Source organism: Ferrovum myxofaciens (assembly GCF_000735045.1).
GTDB classification, from domain to species: Bacteria; Pseudomonadota; Gammaproteobacteria; order Burkholderiales; family Ferrovaceae; genus Ferrovum; species Ferrovum myxofaciens.
Window position 1 is genome coordinate 1 of the sequence record NZ_JPOQ01000352.1, and the last position, 253, is coordinate 253.

Below are 253 nucleotides of genomic sequence, written 5' to 3' on the forward strand. Positions count from 1 at the left end.
GGGGTTCGTGCCAGACGAGTGGTTGCACAGTCTGGATTACACGACGCTGAAGAAGGTGGACGGCAATTACATCACCGAAGACTTTCGTGGTCGTGCCGATGACATCGTCTGGCGGATCAAGGTAGGTGGGGATTGGGTTTACCTCTATATACTTATCGAGTTTCAGAGTACCGTCGATAAATACATGGCGCTGCGTATGATGGTGTACATGGGGTTGCTGTATCAGGACCTGATCAAGCAGGGGATGGTGTTG

The 253-nt window shown here is 51.4% G+C and carries 1 protein-coding gene; it reads left to right on the forward strand.

Annotated elements, in window-relative coordinates; translation table 11 throughout:
• Positions 1–253 (forward strand): Rpn family recombination-promoting nuclease/putative transposase (locus IV91_RS0113975; RefSeq protein WP_031599451.1); only part of this gene is annotated, 253 nt, incomplete at both ends.